The sequence below is a fragment of the Virgibacillus alimentarius genome, from assembly GCF_017874635.1.
Classification (GTDB): domain Bacteria; phylum Bacillota; class Bacilli; order Bacillales; family Amphibacillaceae; genus Virgibacillus_B; species Virgibacillus_B alimentarius.
In genome coordinates this window covers 26,243-38,281 of record NZ_JAGIKX010000021.1, presented here as the reverse complement: position 1 = coordinate 38,281, position 12,039 = coordinate 26,243, and the positions used below count along the sequence as shown (strand labels likewise).

At 38.4% G+C, this 12,039-nt stretch carries 10 protein-coding genes and 1 riboswitch; of the genes, 6 read left to right on the top strand and 4 right to left on the bottom strand.

The annotated features are described in order from the left end of the window. Positions 1-13: 13 nt before the first annotated feature. Both cls and megL read right to left on the bottom strand, forming a co-directional pair. Positions 14-1,456 (bottom strand): cardiolipin synthase, encoded by a 1,443-nt coding sequence (gene cls, locus J2Z81_RS10765; protein WP_029266715.1) that lies wholly within the window; start codon positions 1,454-1,456, stop codon positions 14-16. A 279-nt stretch (positions 1,457-1,735) separates the two neighbouring features. After that, entirely contained in the window at positions 1,736-2,926 is a 1,191-nt protein-coding gene (gene megL / locus J2Z81_RS10760) for a methionine gamma-lyase (RefSeq protein WP_029266717.1), read from the bottom strand. A gap of 166 nt (positions 2,927-3,092) precedes the next feature. Here megL and rarD point away from each other — a divergent pair, with 166 nt between their 5' ends. From rarD to J2Z81_RS10740, 4 genes are all read left to right on the top strand, one after another. Further along, the gene (rarD, locus tag J2Z81_RS10755) at positions 3,093-4,001 is read left to right on the top strand and encodes an EamA family transporter RarD (RefSeq protein ID WP_029266719.1); all 909 of its coding nucleotides are present in this window, start codon (positions 3,093-3,095) and stop codon (positions 3,999-4,001) included. 74 nt (positions 4,002-4,075) lie between these two features. Then, a riboswitch (SAM riboswitch) is annotated at positions 4,076-4,194 on the top strand. A 136-nt stretch (positions 4,195-4,330) separates the two neighbouring features. Beyond that, positions 4,331-6,031 carry an O-acetylhomoserine aminocarboxypropyltransferase/cysteine synthase family protein gene (locus tag J2Z81_RS10750; protein WP_226371331.1) on the top strand — a complete coding sequence of 567 codons (1,701 nt, stop codon included), beginning with the start codon at positions 4,331-4,333 and terminating at the stop codon, positions 6,029-6,031. Between the two features lie 237 nt (positions 6,032-6,268). Continuing rightward, positions 6,269-7,174 carry an SGNH/GDSL hydrolase family protein gene (locus J2Z81_RS10745; protein WP_226371330.1) on the top strand — a complete coding sequence of 302 codons (906 nt, stop codon included), beginning with the start codon at positions 6,269-6,271 and terminating at the stop codon, positions 7,172-7,174. A gap of 5 nt (positions 7,175-7,179) precedes the next feature. Further along, positions 7,180-7,809, top strand: coding sequence for a YpmS family protein (locus J2Z81_RS10740; protein WP_029266724.1), 630 nt, complete (start codon positions 7,180-7,182; stop codon positions 7,807-7,809). A gap of 40 nt (positions 7,810-7,849) precedes the next feature. On the opposite strand, the gene J2Z81_RS10735 is transcribed toward J2Z81_RS10740, so the two are convergent. After that, positions 7,850-8,470, bottom strand: a complete 621-nt coding sequence (locus J2Z81_RS10735) for a hypothetical protein (protein WP_029266726.1) — start codon at positions 8,468-8,470, stop codon at positions 7,850-7,852. A gap of 210 nt (positions 8,471-8,680) precedes the next feature. Here J2Z81_RS10735 and J2Z81_RS10730 point away from each other — a divergent pair, with 210 nt between their 5' ends. Both J2Z81_RS10730 and J2Z81_RS15995 read left to right on the top strand, forming a co-directional pair. Beyond that, a complete protein-coding gene (locus J2Z81_RS10730) occupies positions 8,681-10,303 on the top strand; it encodes an ABC-F family ATP-binding cassette domain-containing protein (RefSeq protein WP_226371329.1) in 1,623 nt (540 codons plus the stop codon). A 520-nt stretch (positions 10,304-10,823) separates the two neighbouring features. Further along, complete coding sequence (locus J2Z81_RS15995) at positions 10,824-10,952, top strand: hypothetical protein (protein WP_264175928.1); 129 nt, start codon at positions 10,824-10,826, stop codon at positions 10,950-10,952. 84 nt (positions 10,953-11,036) lie between these two features. Here J2Z81_RS15995 and J2Z81_RS16080 read toward each other — a convergent pair whose 3' ends face one another. Beyond that, positions 11,037-11,987: a LysM peptidoglycan-binding domain-containing protein gene (locus tag J2Z81_RS16080; protein ID WP_029268708.1), complete on the bottom strand. Its 951-nt coding sequence runs from the start codon at positions 11,985-11,987 to the stop codon at positions 11,037-11,039. Positions 11,988-12,039: the final 52 nt, after the last annotated feature.

The window sequence follows — 12,039 nt, the reverse complement described above, 5'->3', positions numbered from 1 at the left end:
CAGATGATGTGTATTACAAAATTGGTGACAACAGGCGGGAGACAGATTCCTTAAAGCGGACTCCCAGGGAGCGCTGTTCATATAGTTTTTTCGTCATCTGCGTGGATAAGGCAATATCATGTTGAAAGGCATCCACTAAATTCTGTGCTGTTTGTTCATCATACAAAAAGGCATTCACTTCAAAGTTCAACCGGAAACTTCGTACATCAATATTAGCCGTTCCTACTGAAGCTATCTCCCCGTCAACAACGATTGTTTTCGCGTGCAAAAATCCGTTTTGATAAATATACACTTGTGCTCCTGCATTTAATAAATCGCCTATATAAGATAATGTTGCCCAGTAAACAAATGGATGATCTGGTTTGTTTGGTATCATCAATTTTACCTCAATGCCTGAAAGTACTGCGATTCTTAGAGCGTCCCTTAAGCTTTCATCTGGAATAAAGTAGGGCGTTTGAATATAGATGTATTTCTTTGCGGATAAAATCATTTTAATATACCCATATTTAATTTGCTCCCAGTCCGAATCTGGCCCGCTTGATACAATCTGGACGCCGGTGTTACCAGCAGGTATAGCTGAATAATAGCGATCTTCATACAAAATATCGTTGCGTGATGCTTGGTTCCAATCTAAAATAAACCGTGTTTGCATATTTCGAACTGCATCACCGTCTATCCGTAGGTGGGTATCTCGCCAGTATCCAAATTTTTTCTTCTTACCAAGATACTCATCTCCAATATTAAAACCGCCTATATACCCTATTTTCCCATCAATAATAGCTAATTTACGATGATTCCGGAAGTTTATTTTTAAGTTTATTTTCGGTATTTTCGGCGGAAAAAATGCATCCACGTGAACACCCGCATGTCTGAGACGTCGAATATATTTTCGGCTTAATAAACGAGACCCCATGTCGTCATAGAGGAGCCGAACTTCAACACCCTCGTTTGCCTTTTTGACTAGGACATCAGCAATCCGTTTTCCAAGTTCATCATGCCGGATGATATAATATAGCAGATGAATATGATCAGTAGCTTTTTCTAAATCCTGTATTAAATCATTAAATTTTGCCTCGCCATCCGTATATACCTGCACATTATTATCTTGTGTGAAAATCGCATCATTATTTCTTAAATGCATATAAAATAAATCTTTGTACTTCATTAAATGCTGGTGCTTAAAGTTGAAATGACCTTCTTCAATGGCACGCATTTGGGCATGTACTGCCTTTTTTACTCCTAATTTACTTTTCGTATCCCACGTAAAGATGCGTCGTTTACTTATTGTCTTTCCAAAAATCAAATACAGCACAAAGCCCGCAATCGGAATAAAAAAAAGGACCATTAACCATGCCCATGTAGAAGTAGCATCTTTTCTCTCTAAAAAAATAACGGTAAACGCCAAAATAAAATTCATAAACATAATAAATCCAATAAAATAAGGTGTTACTTCCACCATTTGCACAAACATCACTCTCCTTCCACACGCCATGGATACTTATATTAACAATAATATAGCATAAATTTCCTTTATACGTTTAACATACCCATTCTTGCATGTGAAAAACATATAAAAAATACATAACCATTTATCATGTAACATAAGCGTTCTAGATCCATTCTATCCTTGTTTATCAAACAGCAAGAACCCCATTCCACATTTTCGGTAAGTAAAATATGTACAATGCGAATGGGGGTAGTAGTTACGTTATCGTATTTTAAGTTACAGATGCGATTATAAGTTATTTAATGCCTGTTCTAAATCAGCCCATATGTCTTGCCAAGCTTCTAAGCCCACTGAAAGACGGATGAGCCGATCTGAAATTCCCATTTCGAGGCGTGATACCTCAGGTACAACGGCATGTGTCATCGTTGCTGGATGCTGTATTAATGTTTCAGCATCACCAAGACTAACAGCAATTTTCAGGAAGTTCAATTGGTTTAACAGCTTTTGTGCATCCTCCTTCTCCCCCTGAATCTCAAATGAAATAACGCCACTTCCACGTTTCATTTGTTTTTTTCTAATTGGATAATCAGGATTGTTTTCATCATTCGGATAGTATACATTGGCTACCTTCGGATGTGCCTTTAGTTTTTCTACTATTTTTTCAGCATTATCACAGTGTCGGTCCATCCGTATTGGCAGTGTTTTCATCCCCCGAATCAACAGCCATGCATCAAACGGAGAAATAATGCCGCCTACATCTTTTTGGGTTGTCATCGCAACGGAATCTAAAAATGTCTTTTTACCGACGACTAAACCTGCAACCACATCACCATGACCGCCTATATATTTTGTCGCACTATGAACAACAACATCACAACCTAGTTCAAGCGGTCGCTGTAAATAAGGAGAGGAGAATGTATTGTCCACGACAACAGGAATATCAAACGCTTTTGCAACTTCAGCAACCATTTGTAAATCGATCAGTTTCATTGTTGGATTGATGGGTGTTTCTACGTAAATACAGGCTGTTTCCGGTTTAATGAGAGACTTGATCTCTTCTTTCGTTGCCATCTCCGAAAAATCATGTGTAATATTATACTTTTCTTTCATCATTGTTAATAATCCAAATGTACATCCATATAGACCTGATGAACATAAAATATGATCATTCGCTTTCGTTAATGCGATTAGCACAGCGGAAATAGCCGCCATTCCAGAACCAAAAGCAAGCCCGCGTTCTCCATTCTCCAGCGCCGCAATCCGCTTTTGTAGCGCTGATACAGTCGGATTCCCTAACCGAGAATAGACATAACCTTCTTCTTCCCCTGCAAAACGCGCTTCTCCTTGCTCTGCAGTTTTAAATGTATATGTAGATGTTTGAAAAATCGGTGGCGTTAAACTTCCTAACATATCTTTCGTATCATAGCCATCATGGATGACAGATGTTTCAAAGTATTTCTTTCCCCGATGCAAAGACATCTCCTCCTTAATGATTATTTTCTCAAGCAGTGCAACTCTTATTATAATATATCTACCCTGCATTTGACAGTAATGTTTTTATTTTCAATCAAGTCATGATATTTGCAATCTTTTATAACTGAATCTAAAATTAATTTATTTAGATATTTTCAGGGGAGAGGCTACCATGAAAAAAAACGAAGCAAAACTTGGCATCTTTTACACCGTACTGGCCTATGTACTATGGGGTTTTTTACCAATTTATTGGAAGCTTGTTGATCATATTTCTGCTGATGAAATATTGGCTCACCGTATTTTATGGTCCTTTATTTTTATGATGGGCATTGTCATTTCACTTAGAAAATGGACCCCTTTTGTCCAAGAATGCCGGAGAATATGGAATCATAAAAAACAGTTATTCAGCATTACATTAGCTTCGGTTGTGATCAGTTTAAATTGGCTTACTTATATTTGGGCTGTTAACAGCGGCTACGTCGTTCAGGCAAGTCTTGGCTATTATATTAACCCACTTATCAGTATCTTGCTTGGAATGATTGTCCTTCAAGAAACATTAACGAAAAGACAATGGATTTCCTTTATCATTGCGGCAGCAGGCGTGTTCTATCTTACATTTCATTTTGGAATTTTCCCCTGGGTTTCAGTGCTACTTGCACTTAGCTTTGGAGCTTATGGTTTATTAAAGAAAACAGTGGATATCAGTGCGATGTTTGGACTAACGATTGAAACAATGATCGTAACACCAGTTGCCGTTATTTATTTATTAACAATGCCTTCAAGCACCATTTCGCCAAGCAGTTTTTTTACATTTGACGGCCTTTTACTAATTGGAGCCGGAATTGCAACAGCGGTGCCACTCCTGTTATTTGCCAGCGGCGTAAAACATATCCCTTTAGCAATGCTCGGGTTCCTGCAGTACATTGCGCCAACCATTATGTTACTGCTTGGGGTATTTCACTTTAAAGAAACATTTTCATTTGCACATTTTATATCTTTCGGAATGATTTGGATTGCTCTGCTTATTTATATGGGTTCAGCGATTCAAAGAAGCTCTTTTCAGCGACGTACACAACCTTAATTTTTTCACCAGTTGACAAAGTCCATTCTTACGCTTATAATACTCTTTAAATTCAAAAAAGTTTATACTTTTATCTCTTATCAAGAGCGGTGGAGGGAATAGGCCCGACGAAACCCAGCAACCTTTAAGCAAATCCTTTTGCTTTTAACGGTGCCAAATCCTACAGGTCCGTTGCAGATCTGGAAGATAAGAGGAGGTCCGGTGATATATACGCCCTCTTCTTAGCGAAGAGGGCTTTTTACATACGCGCCTCTCTCAAGACATTTCTTCCAACGAAAAGCAAAGACACAAGAGGAATGAACCTCAAACTATCTAAGGAGGAATTATTCATGTCAAATTTCCATTTTTTTAATCCAGAAACAGCTTTACTTCATGCGGGACAAGAACCAGATCCAACAACAGGATCACGTGCAGTGCCCATTTATCAAACGACGTCTTATGTATTCCGGGATACCGAACATGCACAAAATTTATTCGGATTGCAGGAACCAGGAAACATCTATTCTAGAATTATGAACCCAACCGTAGATGCTTTCGAACAACGTATGGCTCAACTGGAAGATGGGTCAGCTGCGGTAGCGACATCTTCCGGAATGGCCGCTATTACACTTAGTATTTTAAATATTGCCGGTGCTGGTGACGAAATCATCGCCGACAGTAATTTATATGGAGGGACCTATAATCTATTTGCTCATACGCTACCTCGTTATGGAATTGAGATAAAGTTTGTTGACGGAACAGATCCAGAAGCTATTAGGGCAGCCTTTACTTCTAAAACGAAAGCCGTATTTGGCGAAATCATTACAAACCCGAGTCTTAATATATTTGATGTTGAGACAATTGGTGCTATCGCACATGAACATGGCGTTCCATTGATCATCGATAACACATTTGCCACGCCGTACCTTACAAAGCCGCTTCAATGGGGAGCAGATATCGTTGTTCATTCAGCAACAAAGTGGATCGGCGGACACGGAACAACCATAGGCGGAATTGTCATCGATGGCGGAAGATTTAATTGGAACAATGGAAAATTCCCTGGATTTACGGAACCGGATGAAAGTTACAATGGTCTCAGATATGCAGATCTTGGTATAGCTGCATTTGCTACAAAGCTTCGCGTACAGCTATTACGTGATATTGGAGCAGCTTTAAGTCCGCATAATGCATTTCATTTGCTTCAAGGGTTAGAAACATTGCACTTACGCATCGAACGGCATAATAAAAACGCTGAAGAAGTCGCAGCATTCCTAAAGAAACACCGTGCAGTCGAGTGGGTTAACTTCCCTGGATTAAAAGAACATCCATCCCATCAATTAGCTAAAAAATATTTAGCTTCTGGTTTTGGTTCCATCATTACCTTTGGTATTAAAGGTGGCAGAGAAGCTGGCAGAAAACTGATTAACAATGTTTCACTTTGGTCACATGTCGCTAATGTGGGTGATGCGAAATCACTTATTATTCATCCTGCATCAACAACGCACCAGCAATTAAGTGCTGAAGACTTAAAACGTAGTGGCGTCACCGAAGAGTTAGTCCGACTTTCTGTAGGCATTGAATCCGTTAAAGATATTTTGCTTGATCTAGATCAAGCAATCGCACGAGCGGTAAACGACACACCGACGATCCAAACGACAGAAGAAGATGCGATTGAATGGCTATTGCACTCCCCTTTTGATCGCAACAGTGGCGTTGCCAGGAAAAAAGTGATTGCAATTGCCGGACAAAATGAACATGCAAAACAACTAGAAGCCTTGGGATATGAAGTGATATTAACTTCCCAGGACCAGTTAAACGATATACCTGACGTTGATGTTCTATGGATAAATAAGGATGTTTCACCTCAAGCCCTTAAACAACTAAGGAATAAACAAGGAAAAGTGCTGTGGGTGGAACATGCGAATATCGACGATCAAACCCTTGAAGTAGCACACACGTCAGGAATCGTTACAGTCACAAATAAAAATATTTACAAAGAAGCAGTTCAGCTTCGAGAAAATAACAGAGAGCATTACGTGGCAAAAATATAAACTTTGAAAAACCCGTCTGCAGCAAGACGGGTTTTTTATTTCTTCTTTCCATTATGTAATCTTCTTGTTATGGTTTCTACCCTAAGTTGTCTTTATAATAGAAAATTGAAGTTTACATTGAAGCATAAAAGTTTAAACTATCAAGGTAAGATTTTTAGCAAATAGGATATGCTATACTCATGAGACAACATGTTACGGCTATATACATAGAATATAAACAACTTTAGGTGTGATGACATGAAAACGAAAATCCTCCTCATTACTATCCTTATATTGTTATCAGGATTCGGGGTATTTATTTTCATAAGCCAAATAAATACCAATGAATCCAGCCCCATGAATCACCCTTTTTCCAATATAAATCATACAGATAACGAACATATAAGGGAAAAGAGTATACACGATAATAAACAGGAAACTCCAACAAACGAAGAAAATGCACCCACTAAGAACTTTAAAGGAGCAATCACTGAAGCCTTTAAAGATACAGTTGCTTATTTTTCAAATAAAGAAATGAATATTGTAGCTATTGGAGATTCTTTAACCCAAGGTGTGGGAGATAGCACTAAACAAGGCGGTTATGTAGGAATCTTGGACAATACAATCAATCAAAATAATCAGGTTGCAAACTTCTATAATTTTGGCCATCGAGGTGATCGTACAGATCAATTACGAAAACGCCTAGATAATCCAAAAGTTTCATCCGCCATCCAAGATGCAGATATTATTTTAATTACAATTGGAGCAAACGATATTATGCAGGTGTTAAAAGATAATATTACCAATCTAACATTGAATAAGTTTCGAGAAGAGCGTGTTCACTATGAAGCTAGGCTGCGAGATATTTTTTCAGAAATAAGACGTTTAAATGCAGATGCAAATATTTTTTTAATTGGATTCTATAACCCATATGATAAATACTTTAAAGACATTAAAGAACTTGCTATTATTGTTGATGAATGGAATGGCACCGGAGAAGCGATCACAGAAGAGCTTGAAAATGTCGCATTTATCCCTACAAGCGATTTATTTGATAAAACAGACAAAGACTTGATTGCAGAAGATAACTTTCATCCGAATAATCGGGGCTATCAATTAATGGCTAAACGTGTTCTCATGTACTTAACCAAACAGGAAAGGTGAGCCCGATGTCTAAAAGAAGACTCAATAAAAAATGGAAACGACGGTTCTATACTTTACTGGCAGTCAATATCGTTGTTGTCCTTATCATTATTTCACTCATTTACTGGCCTGTTGCTGATACAGAGGTCTCTCCGGGCAGTGATTCATATGATGAAGAGAGTTCTGAATTTGTTGTTCGTACGACGAAAGAAAATCTAAATGAATTAGTAAATGCCTATATTGATCAATTCCTTAGTGACACCAAACATCAATACAGTGTATCTTTGGAGGAAGATGTTCATTTAATGGGGGAGTTACCTGTCTTCTCATCAACTGTCCCCCTCTCCGTCCATCTTGAACCGCTTGTTCAAGAAAACGGTGACGTTATTTTGAAACAAAAGTCAATCTCCATTGGCTTATTAGAGCTTCCTAATAAGAAAATCATGGAATATATTAAGAAATATTTACCAATGCCAAAATGGGTATCCGTGGATCCGCAAAAGGAAGAAATTTATGTGGCAGTAACAGAAATGGATATTAGAAGTAACTTCCAAGTAAGTATTGAACATATTGATCTAGAAGCGAATAATTTGGCATTTAAAATCCGAGTACCATATCGAACACTTGGAATAGAGCCGCCACCACCTGAATTTTAAGACATAGAAGGAACGATCTACCTTCGTGTAGACGTTCTTCTCATCGAATAACAAGCTGTTTAATCTTTTCTACAAATAGCATTCGCTTTCTAAAAGCAGGATGATGGAGGATGACCTGTTCGTTTGCGACTTCTTGGGAGGCTTGATAATACCCAAGTTTCCCCTGATAAACCAACTGCATTTCCGGTAACGCCCGAATATCGGCAGGAGTAATGAAACAGAGCGATTTATTTAATTGGACGGATGGTATATCGCTTAACATCTTTGCTGCAAACTGAGAGCAAAAAAAGGCACGCTTCCGGTTAATTTTAATTTGAAACAAGATACCCAGTAAACCCATAAAATTATATTTATAGTATTCCTGTTCTGCTTCTATCTTTTTAACATTATTTACAACTGTCTCCCATTCTCCTTTTGTCATTGGATATACATACACCGCACAGTTTGCGTCTTTGAAAAGAGCATTACGAATATCCTCCCTTACAAACCCTCCAATAAACGGATTTCTCGGACGTTTTCTCCCAAAGCTATATACTTCATTTAATGTTGAATCAAACCCAATCGAAACATGATTAAGTGTTTGCTTCGTAAAATAATTGATGAATTTCGATAATAAGGTGCCTGTATCTGTAAAGAGAAAATAAATCGTCTTTTCTCTCATAACCTTCCCCTCCGCCTTCGTCTTTGAAGCCCTATCATTCTATGGAGCGTATATTATTATCATACGTTCTGCGATTGAATTGGTACACGATTATTTTAAAAAACATCCCCTTTTTCATGCTGCAAATTCAATTTATATATTGATTGACGTTAGCCTTCAAATCCCGTAAGCTAGCGTTAAGATTACTTTTATTTGGAGGAATTTCTGCGAATGATAACTGTTACTAATGTTAGTTTACGATATGGAGATAAAAAGCTTTTTGAAGATGTGAATTTAAAATTCACACCTGGAAATTGTTATGGCGTAATAGGAGCAAACGGTGCCGGGAAATCAACCTTTTTAAAAATTTTATCTGGTGAAATAGAACCTCAGACTGGAGATGTTTCCCTTGCTTCCGGCCAGCGCCTTGCAGTTCTAAAACAAGATCACTTTGCTTATGAAGAGTATCACGTGCTTGAAACCGTCTTAATGGGTCATGAGAAATTGTACAATGTTAAACAAGAAAAAGACGCCATCTATATGAAACCTGATTTCTCTGAAGCGGACGGCATACGTGCTGCTGAGCTAGAAGGAGAATTTGCAGAAATGAATGGGTGGGAAGCAGAATCCGATGCAGCCGTCCTGTTAAAAGGACTGGGTATTGAAGAATCCCTGCATACAAAAACGATGGCTGAACTTTCTGCTGATCAAAAAGTGAAAGTGCTTCTTGCTCAGGCGCTGTTCGGTAATCCGGATGTTTTATTACTAGATGAGCCGACAAACGGGTTGGATATCCATGCCATCCAGTGGCTGGAAGAATTCCTAATTGACTTTGAAAATACGGTTATTGTCGTCTCCCACGACCGTCACTTTTTAAATAAAGTATGTACACACATAGCAGATGTTGATTACGGAAAAATTGAAATTTATGTCGGTAACTATGACTTCTGGTACGAATCCAGCCAGCTTGCTGCTAAAATGGCACAAGATGAAAACAAGAAAAAAGAAGAAAAAATAAAAGACCTGAAAAATTTCATCGCCCGGTTTAGTGCAAATGCTTCCAAATCCAAGCAAGCGACTTCGCGAAAAAAACTGCTTGACAGCATTACACTTGATGACATAAAACCTTCGTCACGCAAATATCCATATATCGCCTTTACTCCTGGTAGGGAAATCGGTAACGACTTATTGCGCGTAGAGGGATTAACGAAGACAATTGATGGCGAAAAGATTTTAGATAATATAAGCTTTACCATGAATAAAGGTGACAAAATTGCTTTCATCGGAAAAAATGATATCGCTAAAACAACATTATTTAAAATCCTCATGGGTGAAATGGAAGCAGATTCCGGAACTTACCACTGGGGAGTGACGACATCTCAATCTTATTTCCCTAAAGATAACAGTGCGTATTTCGATAATAATGACCTTCCATTAGTCGATTGGCTAAGGCAATATTCTCCCGAAGATGAGACAGAAACATTTTTACGCGGTTTCTTAGGAAGAATGTTGTTTTCCGGTGAACAGGCATTGAAAAAAGCCAGTGTTTTATCAGGTGGAGAGAAAGTGCGCTGCATGCTGTCAAAAATGATGTTAAGCAATGCTAACGTACTACTTTTTGATGAGCCAACAAGTCATCTCGATTTAGAATCCATCACATCTTTAAACAATGGCTTAATTAAATTCCAAGGTTCTATTCTGTTTACATCACATGACCATGAATTCATCAATAGTATCGCAAATCGACTCATTGAAATTACACCAAATGGCATTTTCGATAAGGAAATGAGTTACGATGAATATGTAAATGATAAGGCTATACAACAAAAATTAACAGAAATGTATGCTGTTTAAGCAAAGTAGTTGGGGCATAACTAGCCAAGAATAAGAAAAAATGGATTCGACCATCGGTCTTTGATGATCGAACCCATTTTTCTTTTATCTGAAGGTGTCCTTTTTGTTTACTAAAACAAGCATATTAAAGCCCTTTTCATATCTAGTTGACTGGAACGAAAGGAGGCTGACTCCAGCGGGAACAGCACGAGTCTGAAGACCCCACGTGAAGTGGTTTTCTTCCGAGGAGGCTGAGGCTGTGCCCGCGAAAAGCAGCCACCTGCAGTGCAAATCAACGGGATTACTAAATAAGTATATAAATCGCACGAAAAAGTAAAATATAGAAGTTCGGGAGTTCCATCTAAAGACGGGACTCCCGAACTTTTTTTACATTTACTGGGGTTTTGTTCCAGTCTCTTTTTGTACACTTCCCCTTACATTTTTGTAAGATTTTTCTTTACTTTTGCCACCAAAATCCATGGTTATTTCTTTCATTTTCTTTTATACTAAGAAAGGATACAAAATATTGGGGGAAAAGAAAATGAAAAAATTACTTGTCGCATTATTCTTAGTCTTGATCCTCGCATTTAGTTTTTTCGGATATAGTCAAACAACGGATCATTCGGTTGAAGTTGTAGACCAAAATAGTTATTTCAGCATCGACAAATAACAGCATGATATTTAAATAAGAAAAAAGGAAAGCCTCTATAAAGATGCTTTCCTTACTTTAATATCGCCGGCGTTTCATAACAGCCTATTCAACAATTGTTACGTTGACGTCCTTGACACCCCAGTCATATGCTTTACCTTTATTAGGAACATGAACGTCAATCTTATTTCCGTTAATCGCACCGCCAGTATCAGCAGCAGTTGCGTAACCATAGCCTTCAACGTATACTTTTGAACCTAATGGGATAACATTAGGATCAACGGCTATTACTTTAGCGTTAGGGTCTGCATTTAAATCTTTCCCAGTTGCAGTTACACCAGAACAGCCATTACAACTTGCGGTATATGCAGTTGATGAAACGGAAATTGTTTTCCCCTCAGGGCTTTCATTTGATTCTGCTTGGTCATCAGATTCAGCTGCAGAAGCTTGCTCAGCGTTTGAATTTTCGTTTGAAGATGTGCTCACTTCTTCAGCAATTGGTTCTTCCGTAGTTTGACTTTCAGCATTTTGGCCTTCAGCATCTTGGTGCACCTGATTTTGATCTTCGGAAGGCTCTTGCTCTTGATTAGATGCTTCAGCCGCTTGAGTTTCCTCTGTAACTGCTGGCTCTTCCGTTTCTACTTCAGCAGTTTGATTCGTTTGATTTTGATGTTGAGATGCCTGAGCACCATTTACTCCAAGCTCTTGCCCAACTATAATTAAATCGGACGGCAAGCTATTCCATGCTTTTAAATTTTGCACTGTTACACCAAACTGTTTTGCAATCCTTGATAATGTATCTCCTTGCTTAACGGTGTAAGTGTTAGCTTTTTCTGCATCTCCTTCGCCACTGACAACCAGGCTTTGCTGCGGATGGATCACGGTGCTATGTAAGCCGTTCCTATCCATTAGTTCGTCTATAGTAGTATTGTGATTGTTTGCGATACTCCAGAGGTTATCTCCTTGTTTTACCTCATATTGTTCTGCCGAAACACTTGTTGCGGCTGCGCCGGCTACGATGATGCCTGTAGCAATTGTCGCTACTATTTTCTTCATAAATAGTACCTCCTTCAATTTCTGACAATGCCTATACTATCATAAGAAAAGG